Here is a 26,765-nt window from a genome sequence, read left to right as displayed (position 1 = left end):
TGAGTGTATAAAAACTAAGGCCGGCATAAAACCGGCCTTTGGCGTAAATGTTAGCTATCACTAATAACTTTCGTTGTGAACGCTCTTAACCGCCCGTCCTGAAGGGTCGGTAAGCTCGGCCAAACTGGCATCCCAAGCCAAGGCTTGTTCGGTAGAGCAGGCCACAGATTTACCGCCAGGCACACACTCGGCGGCGGTAGGCTGTGGGAAGTGACCTTCAAACAAGCTGCGATACAAATAAGCCTCTTTGGTTTCCGGTGTGTTGTGCGGAAAGCGATAGTGGGCGTTGGCTAACTCGCTATCCGACACCACAGCGTCGGCCTGGTCTTTAAGACCGTCAATCCAGGAGTAACCCACACCATCGGAGAACTGTTCCTTTTGGCGCTTCACAATCGACTCGGGCAGCATGTCGGCAAAGGCGTCTCGCAGCGCTTGTTTTTCGATGCGTCCATCGCGACACATTTTGGCCTCTGGATTAAAGCGCATCGCAATATCGACAAACTCTTTATCCAAGAAGGGCACACGCGCTTCCAAGCCCCAAGCGGCCATCGCCTTGTTGGCGCGGGCGCAGTCAAACATGTGCAGCTTGTCGAGCTTACGTACCGTCTCTTCGTGGAATTCCTGCGCGTTCGGCGCTTTGTGGAAGTACAAATAGCCGCCAAACAGCTCATCGGCGCCTTCGCCAGAGAGCACCATTTTAATGCCCATGGCTTTAATTTTACGCGCCATCAAATACATAGGGGTGGAAGCGCGAATGGTGGTCACGTCATAGGTTTCCAAGTGGTAGATAACATCTTTAATCGCATCTAAGCCTTCTTGGAAGGTGAAGTGAATCTCGTGGTGCACTGTGCCTAAGTACTTGGCCACTTCCGCAGCGGCGGCCAAATCTGGCGCGCCTTTAAGACCGACGGCAAAGCTGTGTAGCTGCGGCCACCAGGCAGCGCTTTGCTGATCGTCCTCAACTCGCTTATCCGCATAGCTCTTGGTAATCGCGCTGATAATGGATGAATCCAAACCACCGGAAAGTAAGACGCCGTAAGGCACATCAGACATCAGCTGGCGTTTTACCGCCGCCATTAAGCCTAGACGCAGGCTGGCCAAATCGGCGCTTTCTGCAGATACATTGGCGTAGTCACGCCAATCGCGCTGGTAGTAGTGCACCGGCGCTTGCTGGTCTTGCTGATAGTGGCCGGGTTTAAACTCCGCAATGGTGCGACACACAGGAGTTAAGGCTTTCATTTCAGAGGCGACGTAAAAGTTACCTTTCTCATCAAAGCCAGTGTAGAGCGGAATAATGCCGATGTGGTCGCGACCAATTAGCGTGCGGCCGGTTTGCTTGTCATACAGCACAAAGGCAAAGATACCGTTGAGCTTGTCTAAAAAGTCGTTGCCGTACTCTTGGTACAAGGCCAAAATCACTTCGCAGTCCGAGTCGGTTTGATAGCGATACTTGTCGCCAAGCTCGGCTTTTAGCTCTCTGTGATTGTAAATCTCGCCATTAACTGCCAAAACCAAATTACCATCTTCGCTGAATAGTGGTTGCGCGCCATTATTAATATCAACGATTGCCAAACGTTCGTGAGCCAGGATGGCTTGGTTATCCGCATATATACCTGACCAGTCAGGGCCGCGGTGACGCAAGCGTTTGGACATCTCAAGGGCGACATCGCGCAGGGCTTGAGGATCGGACTTAATATCGAGAATGGCAAAGATGGAACACATAGCTGGCTCTCCAACGACTAATGGGCGCAGTCTCTAGAGTGCCATTAAGCGGGGCAAATGCCTAACCCAAAGTGGTTGAGGATTACTAATAAAACCCAAGGTGAAATGCTAAATAAAAAGGGCCACTTTCAAAGCGGCCCTTATGTTTAGATTTTGGCGTCGTTAATCTGCAGCGTAGCCCGATGGCGGCAGCGGCTGGTCATCCAACCAAGCCTGACCGTCTTTAAGCTGCACGCGCTGTTGCGAGAGCCATTTTACCACCAAAGGATAAATGCTGTGCTCTTGTACGTGCACGCGCTCAGACAAGCTAGTGACATCGTCATCGGCAAATACTGGCACTTTGGCCTGTAAAATCACGGGGCCAGAATCCAGTTGTGGGGTCACAAAGTGCACGCTGGCACCGTGTTCCTCGTCACCGTTGTCGATAGCCTTTTGGTGAGTGTTAAGGCCTGGGTACTTAGGTAGCAGCGATGGGTGAATGTTCACCATGCGGCCTAGGTAGCGCTCAACAAACTCATCGCTGAGAATTCGCATAAAGCCCGCCAGCACAATGATGTCTGGCTGGTACTCGCTCAAGGCCTGGTGCAAGCGTTGATCGTAGCTTGCACGAGATTCACCGGCTTCAGCGGTTAACGCCAACGCTGGAATGCCTTGTTGCTCGGCACGAATGAGGCCGTAAGCGTCTTCCTTGTTGCTAATTACCACTGCAAACTCGACATCGATGTCGCCAATGGTGTTGGCGTCCATGATGGCTTGCAGGTTAGTGCCTTGTCCTGAAATCAGGACGGCGACTCGTGCCGGGCGATTCACTAGCGGATCTCCACCTGAGGCTGGTCGCCTTCGCGAGCGTCAATGTGGCCGATTAGCCATGCATTTTCGCCAGCGGCTTGCAGCTGAGCTACCGCTTTGTCAGCGCAGTCGGCAGGAACCACAACTACCATGCCCACACCACAGTTAAAGGTGCGGTACATTTCGTCTTGAGCGATGTTGCCGTTTTCCATTAGCCAGTTGAACACTACTGGCCATTCCCAAGAGCTGCCATCGCATACGGCTTTGGCGTCAACTGGCAATACGCGAGGAATGTTTTCCCAGAAACCACCACCGGTGATGTGGGCCATGGCGTGCACAGGCACTTGCTCGATAAGCTCAAGCAAAGGCTTCACGTAAATTTTGGTAGGCGCCAATAGGTGCTCAATTAGCGGCTTGCCGTTCAAGTCTTGGCTTGGGTCAGCTTGGCTCACTTCCAGTACTTTGCGAATTAGCGAGTAGCCGTTTGAGTGTGGGCCAGATGAGCCCAGTGCAATCAGTGCATCACCCGCGGCCACTTTAGAGCCGTCGATAACGCCGTCTTTTTCTACAACGCCAACGCAGAAGCCGGCTAGGTCGTAGTCTTCGCCTTCGTACATGCCAGGCATTTCAGCAGTTTCACCGCCGATAAGGGCACAGCCAGATTGCTGACAGCCTTCGCCGATACCGCTTACCACACTGGTAGCAGTGGCAACGTCTAGTTTGCCAGTGGCGTAGTAGTCCAAGAAGAACAGAGGCTCAGCGCCTTGAACGATAAGGTCGTTAACGCACATGGCAACCAAATCGATACCCACAGAGTCGTGCTTGTTGTGGTCGATTGCCAGACGTAGCTTGGTACCAACACCATCGGTGCCGCTAACCAGTACAGGGTGCTTATATTTAGTTGGTAGTTCGCACAGGGCACCAAATCCACCTAAGTTACCCAAAACTTCTGGGCGGTGAGTCTTTTTAACGACAGATTTGATGTTATCAACCAGTTCATTACCAGCGTCGATATCGACACCAGCGTCTTTATAGCTTAATTGGCTTGGGGCACTCACGGAGGATCCTCGTAAATGGCGTGTAATGGGTTTTTTAGCGCGCATAGTCTAGCAGCTTGTGACTCGGCTCAAAAGAAAAATGTCCAAAATAGTAGCTGTTGAACTGAGTGATTCGGTTTTGAAGCAAATTTTGGCTGTTGCGCGGCAAGCGATTCGACTAAAATCCTTGGCAAGCAGCAAAATTTGGAGAGATTTCAATGAAGATCGTTGAAGTGAAGCACCCCTTGGTTCAGCACAAAATCGGTAAAATGCGCGAAGGTGATGTATCCACCAAGCGCTTTAGAGAGCTGGCGGGGGAGATAGGTAGCTTACTGACCTACGAAGCCACCGCTGACTTGGCCACCGAAGCGGTCACCATCGACGGTTGGAACGGCCCGATTGATGTTCGCCAAATCAAAGGTAAGAAAATCACGGTGGTACCAATTTTGCGCGCGGGCCTTGGAATGATGGACGGCGTGCTAGAGCACGTACCGTCAGCTCGAATCAGCGTGGTGGGCATGTACCGCAACGAAGAAACGCTTGAGCCGGTTTGGTATTTCGAAAAGCTCGCCTCAAGTCTCGAAGAGCGCCTAGCTCTGGTGGTTGACCCTATGCTGGCCACCGGTGGTTCTATGGTGGCGACCATTGATTTGCTTAAAGAGCGCGGCTGTAAGAACATCAAGTTGTTGGTATTGGTCGCAGCCCCTGAAGGCATTGCCGCAGTGGAAGCTGCACATCCAGATGTAGAGCTGTATACTGCAGCGATTGACGAACGACTCAACGAAGATGGCTACATTCTGCCCGGACTGGGCGATGCAGGCGATAAAATCTTCGGAACCAAATAAGGATTCAGCAGTTGATGCGACAGGCGTTGGCGTTAGTGTTCGCCGGCTTGACCCTATTGTGGGCACAAGCACTACAGGCAGTCGAAGTTAAGGACTTAGACAAGGCTCAGGTGAAAGTGAGCTCGCGCAGTAATGCCTCGCTCAATCAAGGCATGAAAGCGGGCTTAACCCAAGTGCTGATGAAAAACTCAGGCGGCTTGGCCCAGCTTGACGAGCCTTTGTTAAAAAGCCGCTTGGCCGCGCCGCGTGCTCTGATAAGCCAATACGGTTACACCGACGTCGACGGCCAGTTGTGGTTAGAAATGAGCTTTGACCACAAGCAAATCTTGGCGCTATTACGCCAGTCGAACCAGCCGATATGGGCGGCGCAGCGTCCGTTGACCTTAATGTGGATGGTGGACGAGCAAAGCGAAGAGCAGACTATTCTATCTGACACCTTAGACTCTGAATTTCGCGACCAGTTACTAGAGCAGGCTCAGCAAGTGGGCATGCCTATGCTGCTACCGCTAATGGATTTAGACGATGCCATGACGGTCGCTGCCAACGACGTGAAAGGTCAGTTTATCGATCCAGTGGCGACCGCTAGTGCGCGCTATCGCTCCGATTTCTTTGCCATGGCGAGCGTACAGTCGTCGTTGGATGGGGTGTTTTATCAGCTGCAGCTGTACCCAAAGAACAGCAACACTCAAGGGTTTGTGCGCCCTGTGCTCAACCTGCAAGACCAAGCGCTTGATGCCGATGCCGCCCTAGCTGCCATGATGAGCGCGATAAGCGGCTATTATGTGGATCGCTACGCCGTGGTTAGCACTGGCGAGAGCGATACCGTGAGCTTGAGCTTCGCGCCGATTAAGGACCTGACCAAGCTGGTGGAGCTTGAGCGCTATTTGAGCAGCTTACCTTCGGTGAAGTCACTCTTGATGAGCAACTATCAAGGCGAAGTGGCTCAGTTTGATGTGGCCTTATTTGGTCAGCTGGCCGAGCTTGAGCAACAGCTGAGCCTAGACTCTCGCATCAGTCCGGTGGAGGCTTCTGATACTCCGTCTGACGATCTGCAACCAAAGCAAGAATTAAACTTTTGGTGGCAGCCGTAACAGAGTTCAGATCCCCTTTGGCTTTTGATATGATCCCTTGCAATAAGAGTTACCCCGAGAGGGATCATTGAGCCAGTCTTCGCCCACCCAGTTGTCCTTACCGGTGTACCTGCCGGACGATGAGACTTTTACCAGTTTTTACGCGGCTGCGAATTGCGAGCTGATCGATCAGCTGCAAAGCATTGCCCAAGGTAAAGGCGACAACAATGTATTCCTTTGGGGCGAGCCTAAATGCGGTCGTACGCATTTGCTCCACGCCGCCTGTGCTGCCGCCAACGAGGCACAGCGTCGCAGCTTCTATTTGCCGCTAGCCATTCATTCCAGTTTGTCCGTTGCCGTTTTTGAAGATCTCGAGCAGTGCGACTTGGTGTGCCTGGACGACATACACAGTATTTGTGGCAATCCACTGTGGGAAGAGGCGGTGTTTGATTTGTACAATCGGGTTGCCGAGCAAGGGCACACCTTAATTGTCAGCGGTAATGCAGGTCCTGCCAGTTTGCCAATTGCGCTGCCGGATCTGCGCTCGCGATTGTCTTGGGGCGTGGCCTACCAATTGCACCCGCTGGATGATGAGCAAAAACTGGCAGCCCTAACTCGCCGCGCCGAAGCCCGTGGTTTGAGCTTGCCTGAGGATGCTGGTCGTTTTTTACTGAATCGTTTGAATCGGGACATGCGAACGCTGTTTGATGTATTGGATAAGCTAGACAAAGCGTCCATGGTGCATCAGCGTCGCCTGACAATCCCATTTATTAAAGAAACTTTATTGCTGTAATTGTGTGCCGATTCCTTGATCTGGTACACTTTGCGACCCTAACAAGCTGTTAACAAACAGACTTGTGACAGTCTATTAATAACAACGTCGACCTAGGAAAGCGCTAACCATGAGTCTTGCCGACAAAGTACTTGCCGTAAATAACGATCTACCCATTCGTACCGACGCTCCAGTGCACAGCGGAAAAGTTCGCTCTGTATACTGGCTAACTGCCGAAGACAGTGCCCGTCTGATTAAAGACCGTGGCTATGACGTCGCTGCAGATGCGCCACTGGCCATCATGGTGATTTCTGACCGCATCTCGGCGTTTGACTGCATTTGGCACGGCGAAGGCGACATGCGCGGCGTACCGGGTAAAGGTGCCGCCTTGAACGCGATTTCGAACCACTGGTTTGGGCTGTTCAAAGAAAAAGGTTTGGCCGATAGCCACATTCTAGAAATCCCACATCCGTTCGTTTGGATCGTGCAAAAAGCCCGCCCAGTGATGATTGAAGCGATTTGTCGCCAGTACATCACAGGCTCTATGTGGCGCTCATACGCCAAGGGCGAGCGCGATTTCTGTGGCATCACCATGCCTGAAGGCCTAGAGCGCGATAAGAAGCTTCCTGAGCTGCTGATCACTCCATCGACCAAAGGTATTTTGGAAAATATTCCTGGTGTGCCGGCGGTAGACGATGTGAACATTAGCCGCAGCGACATCGATAACAACTTCGAAGCCTTTAAGTTCCAGTCGAAAGAAGACATCGACCGCTACGAGCGTCTGCTGCGCGAAGGTTTTGACGTTATTAGCGATGAGCTATCTAAAATCGATCAAATCTTTGTCGATACCAAGTTTGAATTTGGCTATGTCACCGATGCTTCGGGCAACGACAAGCTGATCTACATGGACGAAGTGGGTACGCCTGACTCGTCACGCATTTGGGACGGCCCAAGCTACCGCGATGGCAAAGTCGTGGAAAACTCAAAAGAAGGTTTCCGCCAGTTGCTGCTTAACCACTTCCCAGATCCAGACATTCTGTTGAACAAGGACCGCATGGAGGAGCGCTCGGCCTTGGCGCGCGATAACGCTCTGCCAACTGACGTGCTAATGGCGGTTTCTAAGACCTACACCGACATCGCTGAGAAAATCACTGGCCAGCCAGTACACCTAAGCGATAACCCCCGCGCTGAAATCCTTGAGATTTTGAAAAACGAGTTCAACTTGGTGGACTAAGTTTTTATCAGTGCGTAGAAGCCTCAAGCCTTAGCTTGGGGCTTTTTCGTTTTTGAGCGTGTATGATTTGCTCGGTATAGCGGGTTGATTCGATCGTGAGGATGGGAAGCGGGCATGTATTTAGACCCTAGTTGGCGAGTGCTGACCATTGGTGATGGCGATTTAAGCTTTTCGCGTTCTTTGGCGCGCATGGGCTCTGTGGCGGACCTGACCGCTAGTGTGTATGACTCTCGGGAAAGTTTGTTGGCTAAATATGCGGACAATGGACATTCTGAACTTGAGAGCGCTGGTGTACCGGTGTTGTTTGGGTTGGACGTCACTCGACCTGAGAGTTTTGTGGAGTGTGTGACGAAGCACTTTGATGCGGTCATTTTTCAGTTTCCCTTGTTAACTGCTGATGTGAGCAGCCAAGCTTTGAGAGATGGCGTTAAGGTCGATTCCAACCTAATGAATCGACAGTTACTGCGTTGGTTTTTGGAACACTGCCATGCGCATTTACTCGATGACACCGGCGCAGGGCTTGCAATTATCTCTTCAAAAGATGTCCAGCCATACCGCCACTGGAACTTGGAGTCGAGCTTGGCTGTCGGTTGTGATTTGGGGTATCTGGGCAAAAGCGAGTTCGATGTCAGCGCATTTCCCGGTTATCGGATTCGCAACGTAGAGCGAGATAAGAAAGTCAAAAACACACAGGCCTACAGCTACTATTTCGGTCGAGCCATTTCTCCACAAATAGATAGCTTGCAGCCGCCAATCCCAAGTTCTAAGTTCTACTGCCCCTGGTGCCGAGTCGGCCCCGCCCAAAACGCTGCCGATTGGCAAGCGCATTTAGCTTCAAAGTCCCATCAGAAAATGGCGGCCTACGAGCAGGCTTACCAGCAATGGCTTTTCTCTCGCAAATAACACAGACACCCACCGCTAATTTGCTTTGGCCTAACACAGACACCCACCGTTAACTCGCTTTGAATTAACACAGACACCCGCCGTTAACTCGCTTTGAATTAATACAGACACCCATCGCTAATTTGTTTTGACCTAACGCAGACACCCACCGCTAATTAGCTTTGGATTAATACAGACACCCACCGTTAACTCGCTTTGAGCTAACACAGACATCCACTCTCAGTGACACTTCGGTTTTTCAGCCACTAGCAGCAATCAGGGTTTCAACTTCTAAGTCGTTCATCTATACGAATAGCTTATGCTTTAGTTGGTTAGGTTTTGCTTATAAACGGCCAAGCTGCTAGCTTAAAGGCTTGCTGTTGAAAGCGGAACAATAAAACAAGGAGTGTTTTTATGTCATCGAAACTATGGTTCGGCGCAGTCATCGCTTGCTTTCTGCCTTTCTCAGGTGCTCATTCATCAAAAACTGATGATTTCTCAACAGCCTATAAAGCCTACAACCAAGCCTTAGAAACTGACGACAAATCAGCTATCACTCAGCATGCCAAAACTGCCTTTGAGTTGGGCTGCAAAAAGTTCGGCGATTCGAGCACCAACTGCGCTTCGTTAATGGTCAACTACGCCAATAGCCTCCCTAAAGAGCTCGAGAATGCGGAAGAAACCAACGAGCTTCTAGAGGATGCTAGAAATATCTTTTTGAAGCTGTATGGAGAAAACTCAGTCGAAGTCGCAGAAACCTATTTATCTGCTGCAGAACTGTATGGCTTGTTTCCAAGGAGAGTCGGTGCTTACGCTGGAGAGGCAATAGACATAGGTAATGCTATAGAGGCGCAAGACCCTGTCACAGCAGCTCAAATATACCTAGAAGCCGGTAAAACTTTACTAAAAATGGGTTCTAAGCAATCACGTGTTTTGATTCGAGCCTATGAGTTGTTTAAAGACCATCTAGAGCCAGATGATGATCGATTTCTTGAGGCTCGAAGCACGCTGGGTGCTTATTATCGAGCGGCGGAAAACTACAGTGAGTCTATCGCGCTCTTTGAAGAGAATATTGCGCAATTAGATAGGCTTGGCGATAGCACCAATCCATATGATGTATACAGTCGGGCGCAGCTTGTGGAGTTGTACGAAAGGCTAGGTAAAAGCGACGAAGCGACTCGACATTGTTTGGCTATAGGAGCCATGAAGCCTTGGGATCCCAATCAGGAGGCGGAGCCTTTGTATAAGGTGAACCCCGATTTCCCAATTTCAAAAATAAGGAATGTGGGGATGGCTACCGTACATCTTAGCTTTGATATCAGTGAAACGGGCTTCGTAGAGAATATCGAAGTGATCGAGTCCACAAAGGGGTTTAGTCGATACGCTAAGAAAGCCTTAAAGCAATGGCGTTATGCCCCGAAATTCGAAAATGGCGAACCAGTTGTGGCCCGGAGTACCGTAAGTTTTAGTGTCGAGCGCGTTAAACCATAGCCAGATATAACAATACAGGCACCCGCCTTCTCGTTAGCTGCTGACTAAAACACACTCAACTACAACGGGGACGACAGTTTCTTTTTGTGTTTATTTGAAAAGATTGTTAATTTCATTGCCGCAATTAGGAAGTATTGAACAAGGAGTGTCTCTATGTTGCCGCGCTTTGCACTGGTATTCGCCGGTGGTTTATTGTCGTTTAATCTGGTTGCCGAGCCTGCACAAAGCAATGATTTTTCAAAAGCATACCAGGCTTATCAAGCGGCCGTCGAAGCTCAAAACAACGAATTGATACCCCTTCACGCGAAGCAATCCGTTGACCTTGGATGTAACAAGTTTGGTGAAAAAAGCGAGAACTGTGCGGCGCTGTGGAGCAATTACGGCTATGCCCTTGGGCACGATGACGACAAGGCATATGAAGCCGCCAATGCATTCAATAGCGCTCGTCTGATTTTCAAAGAGCTGTATGGCCCAGATTCCATCGAGGTGGCAGACACGCTGATTGGCGCGGGTCAGCTAACTGGTTTACCCAACAAAAAGCGCATCCGTTACCTGCAAGATGCCATTAGCATCGCCGATATACACGACTCAACCAGCCCATTGTATGCCGCCAATATATACCTAGAAGCTGGCAAGGAGCTGTTGAGAGCCAACTCGCCCAAATCTAAGGTGTTGGAGAAGGCATACCGCATTCTCTCACAAGAGCTCGCCAACAATGACCGTCGTCTGTTTGAAGCTCGCACGACTTTGGCAAACTACTATCGAGCTGATAGGAAGCTTGAGAAGTCTATTGAACTGTTGGAGCTCAATATTCAACAACTGGAAGCGGTAGGTGCCAAAGATCATCCTTATGATGTGCATAGCCGAGCTCAATTGGTGGACTTGTACGAGCGCGTTGGTGAAAGCGACAAGGCGACACCTCACTGTGTTGCGATTGGCGCCATGACTCCTTGGGACCCCAACCAAGAGGCTTCGCCGTTATTTCGCGTACCTCCAAAATATCCAGTGAACTTAGCGAGAAGACAACAAGGCGGGCAGGTAGTGCTTGATTTTGAGATTGACGAAATGGGGTTCGTCGATAACGTGAAAATAGTGAGATCCACCAATAAATCCTTGTCCAGAGAGACAACCAAAGCACTAAAGAACTGGCGCTATGCTCCAAAATTTGAGGATGGCAAACCGGTTAGAGCGGAAAGCAAAGTGACCATAGATTTTTCCATCGATGAGCGGTAATTAGCCAAACAAAAGCCTAGCGAATGCTAGGCTTTTTTCTCAACTAACCAAAAGGTTAGAAGTTATAGATACCGCGCAGGTAGTAGAAACCACCGTTGAAACCAAACGGCGAGGTTTCATAGTACTTACCACCAAAGGCGTTGTTTGGCAGACCCAGTTTCTCAGCGTGGTCTAGCTCTTCTGCTTGCTGATTCAACAGGTTCTGCGCGCCAACGGCGACAGTCCAGCTATCGCTAATGAAGTAGCTAACCTCGGCGTCCAAAGTGATGGCTGCTTTTGCGTTTTTAGTCGCTGTTGAGTCATCAATGTGAACCCCTTGATACGGGCCGTAGTAGTTACCACGCAGGTAAGCACCGAAGCTATCCCAGTTCTGCGCCCAAGTCGCGGTACCGCGATGATTTGGCAAGTCGTTTTCTAGACGCGAAACCTTGAAGGCACCAGTGATCTCAGTAAAGCGATCGACCTTGGTTTCGTTCCAGTTGTAGGCCAGGGTAAAGGCTGACGCGCCACCTAACAATTCCGCCGAGTAGTTAGCAACGATGTCCACACCTTGAGTGGTGGTGTCAAAGTCGTTGGTAAAGAAGCTCACCTGAGATAGGCCGTCGACGTTAGGCACGCCAGCCTCTTTCAGAATGCGCTTGTCTTCGTCGGTCAAGTCGATGCGCTCAGACTGACTGATGCGGTTCTCTACTTTGATGTTGTAGTAATCCACAGTCAGGAAGAAGTCGTTGTAGTTGTACACCAAACCACCTGTGAAACTCTTCGACTCTTCTGGTTGCAGGGCTTTACCACCTAACTGAACCGCAATTGGGTTAGTTGGTGGCAACAGCGCCGAGTCGACCAATTCACCGTTAGACAGTGCAGTCTGAACGTTGGCTACGTTAGCCTGACCTACGGTCGGAGCGCGGAAACCTGTGTTGTACGATGCACGAATTTTCAGGTCATCGGTAATCGAGTAGTTAGCCGCAACCTTGTAGTTAGTGGTGTTACCAAAGGTGGCGTAATCTTCGTAACGAATCGCCACTTCGGCAAAGAAGTTGTCGGTAAACTGAAGGTCGGTATCAATGTAAGCGGCCCAGTTGCGACGAGTAAACTCGCCTGCAGCGGCTGGTTGGAAACCTGGGAAGCCGTTCGAGCCAATACCAAAGCCTTGTTGAGTCAGCGGACCAACTTGCCAAGACGCCTCTTCACCGGCGACTACGGTAAAGGTCTCTTCGTGCCACTCCAAACCAAAAGCGAACGCGGTTTCCGCGGCTAAGCCAATATCAGCAAACTTAACGAAGTCAGCGTTGAAGTTGTATTCTTGCTGCTCGTATTTACCTGGGCTGAACTCCATTGGTGTGTCTGGACCCAAGGAGGCGTTGACGGTATTGAAAATGAAGTAACGGGACTCGTTGTTACCATAGCTGGCGCTAAAGTCGTAATTAATGCCTTTAATCCAGTTGATCTGGAATTCACCCTTAGAGCCTGCGGTTAGCGAGGTGTCTTTAATTTTACCGCCAAAGTTTGGTGTAAAGCCGCCTGGCAAAATCAGGTTGAAGGCGAAACAGTTCGCTTCCTGAAGCGCATTCAAAGCGTTGGCATCTGGGATACCGTCCACGATAGGCACGATAGGACAGCGCGAGTTATCGGTAGCGCCCGGGTTGAGATCCGCGGTCAGAATCGTCTCTGTACCGTCTTCTAGGGTTGGACCGCCATAAACACCACCACGCGTGTTTGGATTACGGTAGTAAAAACCACCTTTCACTTCACGCTCTGAATAGTTACCAAACAGGTAGGCTTGCTGATACAAATCTAGGTCTAAGCCTAGGTTGGCCCATAAGGTCACGTCGTTCTTAATTTCTGGTGAGCCCCAAACCTGCGCAGGATCGGCTACTGGCAAGCCGGCCGCCTTGAACGCTGCGGCATCTGGGCGTTGCACTGAGCGGCTAGTAGCATCAGCGTTTTTGTATTGAGCGGAGAAGTTGGCAAAACCCGCATCAGTCAGCTTGGTACCCACGTTGGCCGAAACCACCACGGTATCGCCATCACCTTCGTAGTATTGGCCAGCTTTGGCTTCAATAGTACCGCCGTCAGCATCATCTTTAAGAACGAAGTTAATAACACCGGCAATGGCGTCTGAGCCGTATTGAGCCGCTGCACCATCGCGCAAGACTTCCACTTGCTTCATGGCGATAGCCGGGATCACCGAAATATCTGGGCCGTGGGAGCCATCGTTAATACCACCACCCAAGAAGGTAATTACTGACGAGCGGTGACGACGCTTACCGTTTAATAGCACCAAGGTCGAGTCGGCAGACAAACCACGCAGGTTCGCTGGGCGCACTAAAGTAGCGGCATCACTGATGGGGTTAGTGTGAACGTTTAACGACGGCACTGAAGCTTTTAGCACTTCTAGCATGTCTGGGTTGGCAGACTTGCGCAGCTCGTCGCCGCCAATGATATCGATAGGTACTGGTGAGTCACCAATTGAGCGTGGAGCGGCGCGTGAACCTACTACCGCAATTTTCTCAATACCTTTGAGCGACTGCTCTTCTTCGGCGGCAAGTGCACTGACACTTAGGCCGCCAGATACCGCTACAGCAATCGCGATACTAAGCGCGCTGTAACGATGGTTTGACTTTTTCATGGTCTCATTCCCTGTATTGCGTTTATTGTTGTAAGCGCAAACCGATAGGCTCCTTCCTTGGCAATGAACCGCAAAGACTGCGAACGAATCAGGGTTGCCATTTGTTTTTATTACATTTCATTTACATTAGCCATAGCTAAATGAGTGCAAGCTAGCGGAATCTTGATTCTGGGTTAGTGAGTTAGTTTTGAACAGAGTTTGCGAACAGGAGAAATAACTAAAGTTCCGTCATGTAGTGGGTTTATCTGACTGATTTGGTAGGTTTTTAAGGGTGGGTGTCTTTTTTAGTGAAAAATTTGATGATGACGGATTTGGGGTGGGTGTCTGTGTTATTTGCCAGAAACTGGACTCGGCTTAAGAGTGGGTGTCTGTGTTAATTACTAGATATTGCAGTCGGTTTAAGGGTGGGTGTCTGTGTTATTTGAGGGGGTTGGACTCGATAGTGTGATTTGTGCTTAACAGGGAGATACCAAGTTGGTAGATTGTGACAATGTTAATGAAAAGGAAGTCTTAACCCATGCCATCTCAATCTCCTCAATCTGCCACTAATGTTATCGTGGGCGCTGGCGTCGCCGGACTGGTTTGCGCGCTTGAATTGGCTCGCGCAGGGCAATCGGTTGTGCTTATTGAACGTCAAAACGAGAAGCGTCGCGGCGGATTGGCGCGCTGGGCCTTTGGGGGCATGGCCTTGGTGGGAACCGAGCTGCAGCAGCGCATGGGGGTGGATGACACGCCAGAGACGGCTTATCGCGACTGGTGCAACTTCGCTGACTTCGAAGAGGGCGATTACTGGCCGCGCCAGTGGGCGCAGGCGTATGTGCAAGAGTCGAATGCCGACGTTTATCAGTGGCTCCTAAAGGAAGGCTTTAAGTTCATGCCGGCGGTTAACTGGGTCGAGCGCGGCTTGTTTGGCGACGGTAACACGCGCCCTCGTTATCACGTGATGTGGGGCACCGGATTTCATCTAGTCGAAACTTTGTTTGGAAAACTCGCTGAACAACAACTCAAGAAGTTAGTCGAAATTCGCTATGAGCAAACGGTTACCAAGCTGGAAGCCAACGACAGCGGTTATCTGCTGCACATTGAAAGCGATACCGGTGAGGCTTATACCCTAGACGCCGAGCGTCTGATTTTGGCCTGTGGCGGTATCAACGGCTCGGTCGAACAAGTTAGAGCTAACTGGCCTAGCGACCAAGGACCAATGCCGCTGGAGATTCTCAACGGCGCTCATCCAGACGCCGACGGTGCTCTGCATCATCAAGTGTCCAACATTGGCGGGCGACTGACTCATCTGGACAAAATGTGGAATTACGCGGCGGGTATCGCTCATCCCCAAGCCCATTATCCAGGTCATGGCTTGAGTTTGATCCCCTGTAAATCGGCGTTGTGGCTCAACGCCGAGGGCGATCGTATTGGGCCTATGCCGCTGGTGACTGGCTTTGATACCAATGATTTGTGCCGTCGCGTTAATGAGCAGCAGGGCGAGCATACCTGGCACGTACTCAATTGGAAAATTGCTACCAAAGAGCTGGCGATCTCTGGGTCAGAGCACAATGTACACATTCGTGATCGCAACCAACTGCGCTTTTTCAAAGATCTACTGTTTGGCAATAAAGCGCTGGTCAATCGCATGCTCAAAGAGTCTGTGGACTTTATTCAAGCCGAAACTCTTGAAGCACTGGCCGCTAAGATGAGTCAGTTAACTCCAGAATGGCCCATCAGTGCCGACCAACTGCAATTACAGGTCAATCTCTACGATGAGCAGCTAGGCGCGAAAAAAGCGCTGCAAAATGACGAGCAAGTACGCCGTATTGAGCACGCTCGCCAGTGGCGCCCCGACCGTCTGCGCACCTGTAAGCCCGAGCCTTTGCAGACCCTTAAAAACGGGCCTTTTATTGCTATTCGACTCAAATTTATCAGTCGCAAAAGCTTGGGTGGCATTCAAACCAATTTAAGCTCGCAAGTGTTGGACCTGCAGGGCCTACCGATGAACAACCTGTACGCCATCGGTGAAGCGGCAGGCTTTGGCGGCGGTGGTATTTCTGGCCGTCGCTCACTCGAAGGAACTTTCTTAAGCTGTTGCGTGCACACTGCGCGGCGGGCGGCTAGCGCAATCCTGCAAGGCGGGCAGAGTGAGTGAGTTTGAGTGGCAACTATTGGCCGACCGTCCTGAAACCATCCCACAAGTGGCGCTTTGGTACTTCCGAGAATGGTGCGAGGAAAGCGGCCGATACCGCCTTGAAGAAGTTCAACAAAACGTCGCTAAGTCGGTTGAGCGCACTCAAGCTCCGCTGATTTTGCTGGGTTTCCAAGACAGTGAACTCGCCTGTGCTGGTGAGTTTAAACTCACAGAAATGGACATGTACCCAGACTACGAGCACTGGATTGGTGGAATCTATGTCGACCCGCAGCATCGCGGGCTTGGGCTAGGACGTCAGTTGGTCGAGCGCCTAATGGCCATCGCAAAGCGCGCTGGCGTAAAACAGCTATACCTGCAAACCGAGCGACTAGACGGTGGCTTGTACTCACCGCTGGGTTTTAAACCCATTCATCAGGTCAACAACAAAGGTGTTGACGTTCGAGTGATGGTGGCCAATCTCGAGCGATAAGCTAACAGCACTTTGGGGTTTTGCTGATATGAGACTAGCTTAAACACATGCCCAGTACTCAAGGACCCTCAAAAATGCGCACTTTGGTGTTGCTGTTAGGACTTTCTGTTTATGCCGCTATCGCTACTCCGCTAGAGCGCGAGGTGAAGCTCACGCTAAACTCAGGTCAGGTTCACGGTGTGTTATTGGAACCAAGCCAACCGACTCAAGTGGCGGCCTTGTTGATCGCCGGTTCCGGCCCAACCGATCGCAATGGCAACAATCCTCGCATGCAAAATAACTCCCTTAAGATGTTAGCCGAAGGCTTGGCGGCAAATGGCGTGGCCAGCCTGCGCTACGACAAGCGCGGTATTGCAGCCAGTCACGGCGCTGGCGCTGATGAGAGCCAGTTGCGCTTTGAACACTATGTGGACGATGCGGTGGCTTGGTTGGCGCAACTGTCAAACAAGTTCGGTTATCAAAAAGTGGTGGTGATAGGTCACAGCGAAGGCTCCATGATTGCCATGCTAGCCGCGGCGCGCGCCGGTTCACACAAGGTGGTTTCTATCGCTGGACCGGGTGAGCGCGGCGATAAACTCATCGACGCTCAGCTCAGTGCTCACTCGCCGCCGCTAGCCCAACAAGCCAGGCCGATACTCGACAAGCTGGTGGCGGGCGAAACCATTGTCGACACACCTGCGCAATTAGCCCCTTTGTTTCGTCCGAGTGTGCAGCCTTATTTGAAGTCCTGGTTTCGCCACGACCCACAGCAAGCAGCTGCCAAGCTCACTCAACCCTTACTCATCGTCCAAGGTACCAGCGATATTCAAGTCGGTGTCGCTCACGCTGAGTATTTGAAAGCAGCTCAGCCTGATGCAGAGGTGGTGATCATTGAAGGCATGAACCACGTACTTAAGCCCGCATCCATGGACTACAGCTCCAATTTAGCCACATACAATCAGCCCGAATTGCCACTTAGCGAAGCGCTACTCCCAGCCATCGTTGAATTTGTATTGGAATAGGGTCTATCTGGCTATCTTTTGGACTCACATCGAGTTAGGCTGAAGTCAAAAATTAATCAATGAAAAACAACGGACTAAGTATGAGTGACAATAGCTATCAGCCGCCGAAGGTTTGGCAATGGGACCAAGCCAGCGGTGGTAAATTTGCCAACATCAATCGACCCATCGCCGGTAAAACCCACGACCAAGAGCTACCTCGGGGCGAACACCCATTCCAGTTGTACTCGCTAGCCACACCTAACGGCGTCAAAGTGACCCTTATGTTTGAAGAGTTGCTGGCCGCTGGGCACAAAGGCGCGGAGTACGACGCTTTTATCATTGATATTTCAGAGGGTACCCAGTTTAGCTCGGGCTTTGTTGAAATTAATCCTAACTCAAAAATCCCAGCGCTACTGGATGTTAGCGGCGACGAGCCGGTACGAGTGTTTGAGTCGGGCGCGATATTGCTGCACTTGGCCGAAAAGTTTGACGCATTCATTCCTAAAGACGCTAATACTCGCACCGAGTGCCTGTCTTGGTTGTTCTGGCAAATGGGCAGTGCGCCGTTTGTCGGCGGAGGCTTTGGTCACTTCTACAATTACGCGCCAGAGAAGTTCGAATACCCAATCAATCGCTACGCCATGGAGACCAAACGCCAGCTCAGCCTATTAGACCAACAGCTAGCGGAGCGCGAGTACATTTGCGGCGACGAGTACACCATTGCTGATATGGCCATTTGGCCCTGGTACGGCGGTATGGTGCTAGGGCGCATGTACGATGCGGGAGAGTTCTTATCGGTGCACGAGTACCCGAATTTGATTCGCTGGGCCAAAGCCATTGATGCTCGTCCCGCGGCGCAGCGCGGTCGCGCTGTAAACCGTGGCTGGGGCGAGGAGCATGAACAAGTGCACAACCGTCATAGCGCCGAGGACATCGACAAGGTGTTTGCGCTCAAGCCAAGCGAATAATCGCATCCCCGCACACACAAAAAAACGCCGCGTAAATTTGCGCGGCGTTTTTTTTTCGTGTCGAACTCTAGTGTCGTCCACTTCGCAGTGGTGGCTCTTGTAGCCTTGGGTCGCGAACCTTTGTTCCTTGTTGCAGCGCTGAGACGCCGGCAGGGGTTCCGTTCAAGCTTAAGTTGCTATTCCAGCTCTCGCCCGCGCGCATCGGCGTTGGTGCTGGAAGCCCTGAAACAATTTCAGTGGCGTTCAAGTTAGGCAAGAAGCTCTCGATAGTCGCGCTCGCGCGCGCTTGAATCTTATCTTCTGCGACTCGTCCGCGCTGTCCCCAGTCCACAATCACAGTATCACCAGTTCTTACTTCTGGGTCGTTGGTGACCGCCACGTCGCGACGAATACCGAAGCGGTGCGCCATCATGATTTCTTCAAACATCATGGCGGTGTCTTCACGGGTGGTGGAGTAAGCGTAGAAATCCGTGGCCAAATCAGGCTCAAAGAAGCTGGTGACGTCGTCAGGCTGGTAATTTCTTTGCGTTGGAGTGGCGGTTTCGCCGTTAAAGCGCACCTGAGCTAGCCCGTCCATTTCGCTGCTGGTTAGCGGATAGTCGCGGCTGATTTCATCGGAGACTAGGCCTGCGCGGTCAAAGCGAAGGAAAATGTCATCCCACAGACTTGGCCCCTGCAAACTCGCGTGGGTAGAGGGTGGCAAAAAGTCGTTGGCGTGAGCCAGTTCGTGATACAGCAGTGAGGCTAAATCCGGTTGTAAGTCGGTCATGCTACGGGTTAGGCGCAGCTCTCGAGGGTAGAATAAGGAGGCGTAGTCATTGTTTTTGGTGTAGCGCCAAATCATCAAAAACTGCAGGTCACTACCAAAGCCGGCACGGTAGTCCGGTGCTTCATTGATGGTATCCCGTTGTTCCGGAGTCAGCCACAAATCTTCTGGGTCGAGATATATTGCGGCTGTGCCCGCCCAATAAAACGAAGGGCGTACGTCGTAGCTAATCACAACCGCGCTGGTGGCAGCCAATAAGCGCTTAAGATCGCCACTGGTATCGTAGTCGCGCAGAAAGGTCTCAAAATTTTGGCCCATCCACTCGTGACTCACCACTACCTTATCCATGATGTCGTCAAGGCTCGGCGTACCATTTTGGCCAATCAGCGGCAGGGTGTCGATATTGCAAAATCCTTCTGGTAACTGAGTCGAATAGACACAGGTCTCTAGCGCGCTGGCGTACGGCGAATCCTGTTTGTAGGCCTTAACCCGCGCTACTGGCTCTTGGAAAATCTCATAAGGGGTGCTGATGTTAAGCTCGGATGTCACTAGCACATGCACATCGTCGCTCCAGTTCTGCCCATTGACCTGACCCGAGACGCGGAAACTGAGCAGGGTATCAATGCCAACGTCTGGGCTATCGAAAAAGGCTTGTACTGGGTTGGTGGTGTCTAACGTCACACTGGGCCCAGCGGTCTGAGTCCAATTAATATTGCTTGGGCTATCTGGGGTATACAGTCGCAGTGACACACCGTTGCCTTCGGCAACCATATGATCTCGGGTTACGTTGAAGGTTTGCACCTCACCACTGACATTGATATCAACCTGATCTTGCAGCACATTACCCGCACTATCGGTAGCGCTTAGCTCGAACTGGTAAGTACCGGACGTCGGTGGGCTGATGGCCAACAAGGGGCCGGTTGGATCGGCGATGAAAACACTTGGACCGCTAACTTGACGCCAACGATAACTCAAGTTTCGGCTTTGCTGGTTGTCTACCTGACCCCATACAGCAATCGCTTGTTGCGGGCGAGCTTCGGTTTCGCCCACAAAAGTGATGCCATCGTCGCCGCTAATTGGCGGCGCGCCAGGGCCTGAATCGTTTGAACTGCCTCCACCACAAGCGCTTAGGCCTGCAGCGACTAGCAGCATCACGGCAAAGTTGCGTTTCATCTACCACTCCTTCTGATGACACAGCTTCTATTCAGTTAGGATTGCTGTGCTTTGATTTGTTTTAGTGAAGTTCCCATTTCACGTACCCGCATACGGGCGTAATAACTTTGTGCAGCGATTAAGGTCAACGCCAAAATACTTTCAATACTGGCAAATACGCGTGCCTCTGGCGCAATCACCAGCAGGGTCAAACCGTGGCACAGGTACAGGCACAAGATGAACCCCGACCAAGCGTAGGTGTATGGCTTACCTGCGAGGATTCCTGGGATTGGTAGTAATAAAGGTGCGACTAGCAGGGCTTTAAAGCCCAGCGAATACTCACCTTGAGTCAAAATGTAGCTGCCAACCAAGGCCACAAAGGCCAAATAGCCGATACGGCAAAGTCGCATTAGGTTCATACTGCTCATGCGTTAACACCCAAAAGCGTCAGCACGTTTTCTGGCGGACGACCGATAGCTGCCTTATCGGCTACGACCACAATTGGTCGCTCGATCAGTTTTGGGGTATCTAACATGGCTTGAATAAGTGCTTGCTCGTCATCCACTTGGGCCAGGCCCTGGTCTTTGTACTCGGCTTCTTTGGTGCGCATTAGCTCACGAGGAGACAGTGACAACATGCTCAACAGTTGCTTTAACGCCTCTTCTGTCGGCGGAGTTTTTAGATATTCGATCACTTCTACCGATTGCGCGTGCTCGCGAACTAGCTCTAGAGTTTGACGGCTTTTTGAGCAGCGCGGGTTGTGGTAGATAACGGCGTGAGTCATGGGTTTTCCTTGTTCTTATAAGTCTTCAAAATCGCGTTTAGCTTTGCGGAACTGGCGCAGTCTGGCTTCGATTCTGGCGGTTTGTAAGGGTTCTTCTGTGGTTAGCTTGTAGGCGTAGTTGAGCTGGTCAATCGCGTTGTCGTAATCTGCGGCTAGCGCCATTAGCTCGGCTTGGGCTAAGTGGCGTTGGGCTTTTTCGCCGGTTTTCTTGTAAGCATCGACCATCATGGAGTAGGGCAGCATGTAGTCTTTGTCCAAAAACGCCATGGATTGCAACTTGTTGATGGCCAACTCGGGTTGGTTGTCCTGCATGTAGGCGTTAGCCAAGTTCGCCAGCACCACTTGCGAGGTTGGCTTGAGCTTGAGCTGATGCTTTAACATGGCAATGGCTTCGTCGTTTTTGTCTTGCTCAAGCAACAGGTCAGTTTTCAAATCCACATAAAACAGGTTGTTCTTATCGTTTTTTATTAGCTCTTCGAGCACCTGTTGTGACTCCTCGTAACGCTTGAGCCTAAACAGCGCCAAGGCGCGACCGTATAGCGCCGCTTCCTTAAATTCGTAGTCGCGTTTTTTGAGCTGCATGTCGTAGCGAGCTAGTGCCGCCTTGTCGTTTAGCGGCGAGTAGCGCACCCAAATGCGCGCCCGCGCCAAATGGTAATCCAAGTTTTGCTCGTAGCGGCGTCGAGGATAATTGGCGGCACGGGTTCTCGCTTCAGAAATCCGCGATTCGGGCAATGGGTGAGTCAGCAGCATTTGTGGCGGCTTGCTGGAGTAGCGATAGCGCGCGGCCAATTTGGCGAAGAACTCCGGTGCCCCTTGGGGATCGAAACCGGCTTCGGCCAACATGGCAATGCCAATTCGGTCTGCTTCGCGCTCGTGAGCACGGGTGTAGTTAATTGAACTCTGCTGGGCCAGTGCTTGAGTGGTCGCCAATGCCGCCATACCCGCTTGTGGGGCGGCAATCGCGAGTAAGATTGCGCCTAACATGCCCACCATGGCGGCAGGCCCGGTTTTCTGTTGAGCTTCCATAGAACGGGCCAAGTGACGCTGGGTCACGTGCACAATTTCGTGCGCAAGTACCGAAGCCAGCTGCGCTTCGTTGTCGGCGTTGAGAAACAGCCCGGTGTGAATCCCTACGTGGCCGCCGAAAAAGGCGAATGCGTTAATTTCGTCCTGACGCAGCATAAAAAAGGTGAACGGGGTTTTCACGTCATGGGCGTGGCTGACCAGTTTATTGCCCAGTTCCGAGAGGTACTGTTCTAATACAGGGTCGGTCACCATTGGGGCTGAACCGCGGATCACCCGCATGTAGGCATCACCCACCTGCATTTCTTTTTCGATGCTTAGGGTGTTGACCGCGGCGGTGCCAAGATCGGGCAGATTAGAAGCCGTCATGTGCGCACTGACACCGGCGCTGACGGCCAAGGCTAGCGCGCCTGCGGCGAGACGTTTAATCCTTTGCTTGGTTGTTTGTTTTTTCAATGTATCAATCTCTTAACGACCTTGTTTAGTGTACCGTTATCCTTCGGCATTCGGCTAGTGTTTGCTTTCAAGCAGGCCTTGATAGTTGTGGTTTTCGCCATCGCAACGGATAATAGCGCCACTCATATGCGACGGAGTTGTCATGGAACGGCTAGACCTAAGGTCAGAAAATTGTCCTATCCCATTGATTACAGTCAAATTAAAGCTGAAGCAAATGGCAGCCGGGGAACAATTGTGTGTGTTACTATCAGACCCTGGTTCGGTTAAAGATGTTCCCCGCCTGTTAGCAAAAAAAGCGATTCCGTTTGAGCGAAGGCTGCGGGACTCGGCCACTGAATTGACCATAACAAAACCATAAGGGAGCCAGAACTCAACAATGCTTTCCATGATTAAAGGCTGGTACAAAGCGCATTTCTCGGATCCTCAAGCGGTCACCTTACTCTTTATTCTGGTGGGCGGCTTTTTACTCCTGTATTTTGCCAGCTCACTGTTAATGCCTATTATCCTCGCTGTGGTTTTGGCTTATTTGCTCGAGTGGCCTGTTGAAAAAATGAGCCGGCTTGGCATTCCTAGAGCCGCTGCCGCATCGCTGGTGCTGTTGCTGTTCGTGCTGATGATGCTAATCATCACCTTTGGTCTGGTACCCAGTCTGTGGAATCAAGGGGTTGCTTTAGTCGCTGAAATTCCAAGCATGCTAGATAAGGGTTATCAGACGCTGCAACACTTAGCGGACGAGTACCCTCAATTTATTTCTTCCGAGCAAATCAGCACTATCATGGCCGAGGTTCGCTCGCTGGCGGACAGTCAACATCTGTTGCGCTTTGTGCAAGGTTTACTGGGCTTTTCCGCCGAAGCTTTGGTGCTGATGATTTACGCAATTTTGGTGCCTTTGCTGGTGTTTTTCTTTCTCAAAGACAAAGAGCAGCTGCTCAAAGACGCCAAACGCTTTTTCCCCACCAATCGTCAATTGGCCCGCAAAGTGTGGGCTGAAATGGACGTGCAAATCTTCAATTATATTCGCGGTAAGGTGATGGAGATTGTGATCATTGGTTTGGTCAGTTACATCTTCTTTGCCTTTATGGGGCTGCGCTACTCAGTGCTGCTAGGTGTGCTAACTGGCCTGTCGGTATTGGTGCCGTACGTGGGGGCCACTTTGGTGACAATTCCCATCGCTTTGGTGGGCTTTTTCCAGTGGGGCTTTAGTGCCGAGTTTGGCTATCTGATGATTGGTTACGGCGTCATTCAAGCGCTGGATGGCAATTTACTGGTACCGATTTTGTTCTCAGGGGCGGTAAATCTGCATCCTGTGATGATTATTGCCGCGGTACTGGTCTTTGGCGGCTTGTGGGGTGTGTGGGGCGTGTTCTTTGCGATACCGTTAGCTTCTTTGGTGAGGGCTGTGATGAACGCTTGGCCGAGCATGTCGGTGAGCGAGGCCACCGAACCACCCAAGCCCAGCGAGACCAACTAGCGCGTCTTCCAACTAGTCTCTACGGCGTGGGCTCTTGCAACAAGTAGCGTCGCGCCGTGGCCGATAAAGCGCGGTAAATCAATGTGGTTTGCGGCGCTTTAATGTTCCAATGCTGCCAGTACAGCGGCACCTTCATTTGTTTATCCGGTTCTAGCTCTATCAAGCGTTGCTGCTCGATAAGCGGCTTGGCTTGCAAGTGGCTCACCAGACCATAACCAAACCCGTTAACGATTAACTCGAGGAAACTCTCGGACGATGGAATGCGGTGGTACTGCCATTGCCCTGGCGCCATGTTGTGATGTTGCTGTAAGTATCTGTGGTGCATTTCGTCTTTTACGCTGAACACTACTCCAGGGGCTTTTTGCAGGGCCGCTGGGGTCATGCCATCGGCAAAGTAGCGCGCTTTAAAGGAGCGATTACACACGCAACTGTAAATCATGGTGCCTAGATAGTCGGAGCGACAGCCCGGCAGGGCGTGAGCCTCGGTGGTTACACAGCCAATCACTTTGCCGTCTTTCAGTAATTTATGGGTCTCGCCCTCGTCATCGATGATGAGGTCTAATAGCCAATCGCGTCGGTCAAACAAAGCGTTAAGCGAAGGCATGAACCAGGTGGCCAGCGAATCGGCATTCACCGCAATTTGAATTTTACTTTGGGCCAAGGCCACTTCTTCGCCGCGCTCGTGGCCCAGTTCAGCTTCGAGCAAACTGACTTGCTGAAAATGGCGCAACAGTCGATTACCTGCCGCGGTGGTTTCTACCGGATTGGAGCGAATAAGCAGGGCTTCACCGGTTTTTTGTTCTAGCTGTTTGACCCGCTGCGACACCGCTGATTGGCTGATAAACAGCACCTTGGCCGCCCGCTCAAACCCACCCTCTTGGACCACTGTGGCCAGAGCTTGTAATCCTTTGTAATCGAGCATGTTAACCTTGTTGATAGATTATAAGTTTTACTTATGCTGTATCGTAAATATTAGTTTCACTTAAGTCGTTAAGCAATTTATTCTGCGCCCACTTTCTACTACCGCACAGTATTTTTTAAGGAATTTGGGTTATGGCAGCGGCATTCGTTCAAGGTATGGGTATCGGCGCAAGCTTGATTATTGCTGTAGGAGCGCAAAATGCGTTTGTACTTAAGCAAGGCATTAAGCGCAACTATCCTATGCCAATTGCCATGCTGTGCTCGTTGATTGATGCGTTGATGATCACCGCCGGAGTGATGGGCATGGGTCAGTTGATCATGAACTTCCCAACCTTGGCCCACGCCGCAAGCTTTGGTGGCGCAGCGTTTTTGTTCTGGTACGGCTTTAACGCGCTGAAATCGTCTTTCAACCCGCAGGCGATGAATACCAACGGCGGACAGGCGGCGGACTCGCTGAAAAAAGCGATTTTGACCACCTTGGCGATTAGCTTGCTAAACCCGCATTTGTATCTAGATACCGTTGTACTACTGGGCTCGATTAGCACTCAGTATGCAGTAGATGACCGTCCATTGTTTGGTGCCGGTGCTGTGTTTGCTTCTTTCTTATGGTTCTTTGCTTTGAGCTATGGTTCGCGCTTCTTAGCGCCTGTGTTCCAAAACCCGAAAGCTTGGGTGTATTTGGACCGATTTATTTTCTTGACCATGTGGGGCATCGCCTTTGCGATTTTAAGTCCTTACATCAAGATGTTGCTAAATTAAGCTGATGCTTTTGGGCGAACCGCATGGTTCGCCTTTTTTTTGTCTTTGGCTAGGGGTAGACTCGTTGGCAAGTCAATAAAACAACCACGAGACGGATCTATGATTAAGCCTTTGCAAGCGGGTGATACCGCCCCAGACTTTAGCCTGCCAGACCAAAATGGCGACACAGTTAAACTGAGCGACCTTCGCGGCAAGAAAGTATTGGTGTACTTTTACCCGAAAGCCTCGACCCCTGGCTGTACCGTACAAGCCTGCTCATTGCGCGACACTCAAGCCGAGTTGGAGGCTTTGAATGTGGTGACCTTGGGCATCAGTCCTGACCCGCAAAAACGCCTGAAAAACTTTGAGACCAAACAATCGCTCAACTTTACCTTGTTAGGGGATGAAGACCATGCGGTGTGCGAAGCCTTTGGTATTTGGGGACAAAAGAAATTCATGGGAAAGGTTTACGATGGCGTGCATCGTTTGAGCTTCTTAATCAATGAAGAAGGGGTGGTTGAGCACCTGTTCGACAAATTTAAAACCAAAGACCATCACGAGGTGGTGTTGGATTATTTGAAAGGTTAGAGAGTCTTAAACGCAGAACGGCGCTAGTTAGCGCCGTTTTTTGTGCGGTGACTTTGTTTACTCGCTGGACTGAATGTCCATCGCGGTGCATTGGCAGCTCAGTGACATTTCTTCTGCGATAGTCTGAATGTCCTGACACACCTTGGCGCTATCGGCGCCTGGTGGCAAATTCAGACTAAAGTGCAGCTCTTGCTGACCCTTGTCCAAGGTTTGAGTGCGCAAGGCGGCTAGGTCCAACTGCTGCTCGGCAAAGTACTGAGTAAAGCGGCTCATAGTCCCGCGTTTATCCGGCCCGGTTAGGGCAATATCCAGCTTACCGATGAATTCGAGTGCGGTGTGAGATTGGGTGCGCTTGATGATGGTGTGCAGCTCTAACTCAACGCTCAGTGGTGGCAGGGCATTTTCGATTCGAGTAATGGCGCTGTATTCGCCGCTAAGCATCAGGCTTAGGGTAAATTCACTGCCGTATAGCGCCATGCGGCTATCGACAATATTACAGTCGCATTCACTGGCCAAACGGGTGAAGCGGTTAACGATACCGGGACGATCGCTACCCATGGCTGTGACCACCAAATAATCGGTCATCGAGTCTCTCTTTTGGC

At 51.2% G+C, this 26,765-nt stretch carries 25 protein-coding genes; 15 read left to right on the top strand and 10 right to left on the bottom strand.

The window, feature by feature from the left end; translation table 11 throughout:
• Positions 1–60: 60 nt before the first annotated feature.
• The 3 genes from asnB to purM form a co-directional block, all read right to left on the bottom strand.
• A complete protein-coding gene (asnB, locus tag CLC93_RS11660) occupies positions 61–1,722 on the bottom strand; it encodes an asparagine synthase B (RefSeq protein WP_095506154.1) in 1,662 nt (553 codons plus the stop codon).
• 162 nt (positions 1,723–1,884) lie between these two features.
• Positions 1,885–2,532 (bottom strand): phosphoribosylglycinamide formyltransferase, encoded by a 648-nt coding sequence (purN, locus tag CLC93_RS11655; RefSeq protein WP_095506153.1) that lies wholly within the window; start codon positions 2,530–2,532, stop codon positions 1,885–1,887.
• A complete protein-coding gene (purM, locus tag CLC93_RS11650) occupies positions 2,532–3,569 on the bottom strand; it encodes a phosphoribosylformylglycinamidine cyclo-ligase (RefSeq protein ID WP_095506152.1) in 1,038 nt (345 codons plus the stop codon). Before purM ends, purN begins: the two co-directional genes overlap by 1 nt.
• Positions 3,570–3,766: 197 nt before the next feature.
• On the opposite strand from purM, the gene upp reads away from it, so the two are divergent.
• The 7 genes from upp (at position 3,767) to CLC93_RS11615 (ending at position 11,075) form a co-directional block, all read left to right on the top strand.
• On the top strand, positions 3,767–4,393 hold the full coding sequence (gene upp / locus CLC93_RS11645; protein ID WP_095506151.1) for a uracil phosphoribosyltransferase: 627 nt from the start codon (positions 3,767–3,769) through the stop codon (positions 4,391–4,393).
• Between the two features lie 14 nt (positions 4,394–4,407).
• A complete protein-coding gene (locus CLC93_RS11640) occupies positions 4,408–5,484 on the top strand; it encodes a DUF2066 domain-containing protein (protein ID WP_095506150.1) in 1,077 nt (358 codons plus the stop codon).
• Positions 5,485–5,551: 67 nt separating this feature from the next.
• A complete protein-coding gene (gene hda / locus CLC93_RS11635) occupies positions 5,552–6,256 on the top strand; it encodes a DnaA inactivator Hda (RefSeq protein WP_095506149.1) in 705 nt (234 codons plus the stop codon).
• A gap of 109 nt (positions 6,257–6,365) precedes the next feature.
• A complete protein-coding gene (locus CLC93_RS11630) occupies positions 6,366–7,469 on the top strand; it encodes a phosphoribosylaminoimidazolesuccinocarboxamide synthase (protein WP_095506148.1) in 1,104 nt (367 codons plus the stop codon).
• A gap of 114 nt (positions 7,470–7,583) precedes the next feature.
• Positions 7,584–8,372, top strand: a complete 789-nt coding sequence (locus CLC93_RS11625; protein WP_095506147.1) for a Rossmann-like fold-containing protein — start codon at positions 7,584–7,586, stop codon at positions 8,370–8,372.
• A gap of 393 nt (positions 8,373–8,765) precedes the next feature.
• Positions 8,766–9,842 (top strand): TonB family protein, encoded by a 1,077-nt coding sequence (locus CLC93_RS11620; protein WP_095506146.1) that lies wholly within the window; start codon positions 8,766–8,768, stop codon positions 9,840–9,842.
• Between the two features lie 153 nt (positions 9,843–9,995).
• Entirely contained in the window at positions 9,996–11,075 is a 1,080-nt protein-coding gene (locus CLC93_RS11615) for a TonB family protein (RefSeq protein WP_095506145.1), read from the top strand.
• Positions 11,076–11,130: 55 nt separating this feature from the next.
• Here the strand turns inward: CLC93_RS11615 and CLC93_RS11610 are convergent, their stop codons facing one another.
• Complete coding sequence (locus CLC93_RS11610; protein WP_095506144.1) at positions 11,131–13,704, bottom strand: TonB-dependent receptor plug domain-containing protein; 2,574 nt, start codon at positions 13,702–13,704, stop codon at positions 11,131–11,133.
• 517 nt (positions 13,705–14,221) lie between these two features.
• Between CLC93_RS11610 and CLC93_RS11605 the strand changes: the two genes are divergently transcribed.
• The 4 genes from CLC93_RS11605 to yghU all read left to right on the top strand — a co-directional run bounded on the left by CLC93_RS11605 (position 14,222) and on the right by yghU (position 18,261).
• Positions 14,222–15,844 (top strand): FAD-dependent oxidoreductase, encoded by a 1,623-nt coding sequence (locus tag CLC93_RS11605; protein ID WP_095506143.1) that lies wholly within the window; start codon positions 14,222–14,224, stop codon positions 15,842–15,844.
• On the top strand, positions 15,837–16,313 hold the full coding sequence (locus CLC93_RS11600; RefSeq protein WP_095506142.1) for a GNAT family N-acetyltransferase: 477 nt from the start codon (positions 15,837–15,839) through the stop codon (positions 16,311–16,313). Before CLC93_RS11605 ends, CLC93_RS11600 begins: the two co-directional genes overlap by 8 nt.
• Before the next feature lie 74 nt (positions 16,314–16,387).
• Positions 16,388–17,314 (top strand): alpha/beta hydrolase, encoded by a 927-nt coding sequence (locus CLC93_RS11595; RefSeq protein WP_169902992.1) that lies wholly within the window; start codon positions 16,388–16,390, stop codon positions 17,312–17,314.
• 80 nt (positions 17,315–17,394) lie between these two features.
• On the top strand, positions 17,395–18,261 hold the full coding sequence (gene yghU / locus CLC93_RS11590) for a glutathione-dependent disulfide-bond oxidoreductase (RefSeq protein ID WP_095506140.1): 867 nt from the start codon (positions 17,395–17,397) through the stop codon (positions 18,259–18,261).
• Between the two features lie 67 nt (positions 18,262–18,328).
• Here yghU and CLC93_RS11585 read toward each other — a convergent pair whose 3' ends face one another.
• The 4 genes from CLC93_RS11585 to bepA are packed head-to-tail and all read right to left on the bottom strand — an operon-like array spanning position 18,329 to position 22,445.
• Positions 18,329–20,200 carry a PKD domain-containing protein gene (locus tag CLC93_RS11585; RefSeq protein ID WP_095506139.1) on the bottom strand — a complete coding sequence of 624 codons (1,872 nt, stop codon included), beginning with the start codon at positions 20,198–20,200 and terminating at the stop codon, positions 18,329–18,331.
• 35 nt (positions 20,201–20,235) lie between these two features.
• The gene (locus CLC93_RS11580; protein ID WP_095506138.1) at positions 20,236–20,607 is read right to left on the bottom strand and encodes a DUF2069 domain-containing protein; all 372 of its coding nucleotides are present in this window, start codon (positions 20,605–20,607) and stop codon (positions 20,236–20,238) included.
• Positions 20,604–20,963 carry an arsenate reductase (glutaredoxin) gene (gene arsC, locus CLC93_RS11575; RefSeq protein WP_095506137.1) on the bottom strand — a complete coding sequence of 120 codons (360 nt, stop codon included), beginning with the start codon at positions 20,961–20,963 and terminating at the stop codon, positions 20,604–20,606. Before arsC ends, CLC93_RS11580 begins: the two co-directional genes overlap by 4 nt.
• A 15-nt stretch (positions 20,964–20,978) precedes the next feature.
• Positions 20,979–22,445: a beta-barrel assembly-enhancing protease gene (gene bepA, locus CLC93_RS11570; RefSeq protein WP_245837153.1), complete on the bottom strand. Its 1,467-nt coding sequence runs from the start codon at positions 22,443–22,445 to the stop codon at positions 20,979–20,981.
• A gap of 142 nt (positions 22,446–22,587) precedes the next feature.
• Here bepA and CLC93_RS11565 point away from each other — a divergent pair, with 142 nt between their 5' ends.
• Both CLC93_RS11565 and CLC93_RS11560 read left to right on the top strand, forming a co-directional pair.
• Positions 22,588–22,803: a sulfurtransferase TusA family protein gene (locus tag CLC93_RS11565; protein WP_095506136.1), complete on the top strand. Its 216-nt coding sequence runs from the start codon at positions 22,588–22,590 to the stop codon at positions 22,801–22,803.
• A gap of 18 nt (positions 22,804–22,821) precedes the next feature.
• Positions 22,822–23,916 (top strand): AI-2E family transporter, encoded by a 1,095-nt coding sequence (locus CLC93_RS11560; RefSeq protein ID WP_095506135.1) that lies wholly within the window; start codon positions 22,822–22,824, stop codon positions 23,914–23,916.
• A gap of 19 nt (positions 23,917–23,935) precedes the next feature.
• On the opposite strand, the gene CLC93_RS11555 is transcribed toward CLC93_RS11560, so the two are convergent.
• Positions 23,936–24,838, bottom strand: coding sequence for a LysR family transcriptional regulator ArgP (locus CLC93_RS11555; protein ID WP_095506134.1), 903 nt, complete (start codon positions 24,836–24,838; stop codon positions 23,936–23,938).
• 131 nt (positions 24,839–24,969) lie between these two features.
• On the opposite strand from CLC93_RS11555, the gene CLC93_RS11550 reads away from it, so the two are divergent.
• Complete coding sequence (locus tag CLC93_RS11550; RefSeq protein ID WP_095506133.1) at positions 24,970–25,596, top strand: LysE/ArgO family amino acid transporter; 627 nt, start codon at positions 24,970–24,972, stop codon at positions 25,594–25,596.
• A 99-nt stretch (positions 25,597–25,695) separates the two neighbouring features.
• Complete coding sequence (bcp, locus tag CLC93_RS11545; RefSeq protein ID WP_211286864.1) at positions 25,696–26,163, top strand: thioredoxin-dependent thiol peroxidase; 468 nt, start codon at positions 25,696–25,698, stop codon at positions 26,161–26,163.
• A gap of 57 nt (positions 26,164–26,220) precedes the next feature.
• Here the strand turns inward: bcp and CLC93_RS11540 are convergent, their stop codons facing one another.
• Positions 26,221–26,748, bottom strand: coding sequence for a glycine cleavage system transcriptional repressor (locus CLC93_RS11540; protein ID WP_095506132.1), 528 nt, complete (start codon positions 26,746–26,748; stop codon positions 26,221–26,223).
• Positions 26,749–26,765 lie beyond the last annotated feature (17 nt).

The sequence above is a fragment of the Paraferrimonas sedimenticola genome, assembly GCF_002282855.1.
Taxonomy (GTDB): Bacteria; Pseudomonadota; Gammaproteobacteria; order Enterobacterales; family Shewanellaceae; genus Paraferrimonas; species Paraferrimonas sedimenticola.
The sequence above is the reverse complement of the archived record's forward strand: the minus strand, read 5'-3'. Positions and strand labels throughout refer to the sequence as shown.

Coding starts and splice junctions, on each gene's coding strand:
- asnB (WP_095506154.1), bottom strand. CDS start 1,722: ATGTGTTCCATCTTTGCCATTCTCGATATTAAGTCCGATCCTCAAGCC.
- upp (WP_095506151.1), top strand. CDS start 3,767: ATGAAGATCGTTGAAGTGAAGCACCCCTTGGTTCAGCACAAAATCGGT.
- CLC93_RS11640 (WP_095506150.1), top strand. CDS start 4,408: ATGCGACAGGCGTTGGCGTTAGTGTTCGCCGGCTTGACCCTATTGTGG.
- CLC93_RS11630 (WP_095506148.1), top strand. CDS start 6,366: ATGAGTCTTGCCGACAAAGTACTTGCCGTAAATAACGATCTACCCATT.
- CLC93_RS11625 (WP_095506147.1), top strand. CDS start 7,584: ATGTATTTAGACCCTAGTTGGCGAGTGCTGACCATTGGTGATGGCGAT.
- CLC93_RS11620 (WP_095506146.1), top strand. CDS start 8,766: ATGTCATCGAAACTATGGTTCGGCGCAGTCATCGCTTGCTTTCTGCCT.
- CLC93_RS11615 (WP_095506145.1), top strand. CDS start 9,996: ATGTTGCCGCGCTTTGCACTGGTATTCGCCGGTGGTTTATTGTCGTTT.
- CLC93_RS11610 (WP_095506144.1), bottom strand. CDS start 13,704: ATGAAAAAGTCAAACCATCGTTACAGCGCGCTTAGTATCGCGATTGCT.
- CLC93_RS11605 (WP_095506143.1), top strand. CDS start 14,222: ATGCCATCTCAATCTCCTCAATCTGCCACTAATGTTATCGTGGGCGCT.
- CLC93_RS11595 (WP_169902992.1), top strand. CDS start 16,388: ATGCGCACTTTGGTGTTGCTGTTAGGACTTTCTGTTTATGCCGCTATC.
- yghU (WP_095506140.1), top strand. CDS start 17,395: ATGAGTGACAATAGCTATCAGCCGCCGAAGGTTTGGCAATGGGACCAA.
- CLC93_RS11585 (WP_095506139.1), bottom strand. CDS start 20,200: ATGAAACGCAACTTTGCCGTGATGCTGCTAGTCGCTGCAGGCCTAAGC.
- CLC93_RS11580 (WP_095506138.1), bottom strand. CDS start 20,607: ATGAGCAGTATGAACCTAATGCGACTTTGCCGTATCGGCTATTTGGCC.
- arsC (WP_095506137.1), bottom strand. CDS start 20,963: ATGACTCACGCCGTTATCTACCACAACCCGCGCTGCTCAAAAAGCCGT.
- CLC93_RS11565 (WP_095506136.1), top strand. CDS start 22,588: ATGGAACGGCTAGACCTAAGGTCAGAAAATTGTCCTATCCCATTGATT.
- CLC93_RS11560 (WP_095506135.1), top strand. CDS start 22,822: ATGCTTTCCATGATTAAAGGCTGGTACAAAGCGCATTTCTCGGATCCT.
- CLC93_RS11555 (WP_095506134.1), bottom strand. CDS start 24,838: ATGCTCGATTACAAAGGATTACAAGCTCTGGCCACAGTGGTCCAAGAG.
- CLC93_RS11550 (WP_095506133.1), top strand. CDS start 24,970: ATGGCAGCGGCATTCGTTCAAGGTATGGGTATCGGCGCAAGCTTGATT.
- bcp (WP_211286864.1), top strand. CDS start 25,696: ATGATTAAGCCTTTGCAAGCGGGTGATACCGCCCCAGACTTTAGCCTG.
- CLC93_RS11540 (WP_095506132.1), bottom strand. CDS start 26,748: ATGACCGATTATTTGGTGGTCACAGCCATGGGTAGCGATCGTCCCGGT.